General features: G+C 35.6%; 1 protein-coding gene. It reads right to left on the bottom strand.

The window, feature by feature from the left end:
- Window positions 1-291, bottom strand: a 291-nt coding sequence (locus tag E1176_RS00070; RefSeq protein WP_343030474.1) for a DUF4199 domain-containing protein, incomplete at its 3' end; no start/stop codon positions are given.
- Between the last annotated feature and the right edge of the window lie 15 nt (window positions 292-306).

Raw genomic sequence — 306 nt, 5'->3', positions numbered from 1 at the left:
ATCCATAACAGATTTTTCTCTAATGGCAGCAATGAAAGTATCATCTATAAATTTGATGTACACATAAAAGAATACAGTAGAAATGATTGATGAAATAAGTACTACGAGCATTCCTATCTTTAAGCCCTGTCCATATGACATAAAACCATCACCTTCGCTTTTAAATTGGTTATGAGCCATCACGATTAGTGCGATTGTAGGTATAAGACCCACCCATGACCACCAGCTTTCAGTGCTTAGCTCTGTAAGAACTCCAAGTATAAATATCACGATTGATATAACTCCTAAGATAAGTCCCCATTTAAC

Origin of the sequence: Fulvivirga aurantia (assembly GCF_009711475.1) — a bacterium.
Classification (GTDB): Bacteria; Bacteroidota; Bacteroidia; order Cytophagales; family Cyclobacteriaceae; genus Fulvivirga; species Fulvivirga aurantia.
Note: the sequence above shows the minus strand (reverse complement) of the source record. Positions and strands in the feature narration are given on the sequence as shown.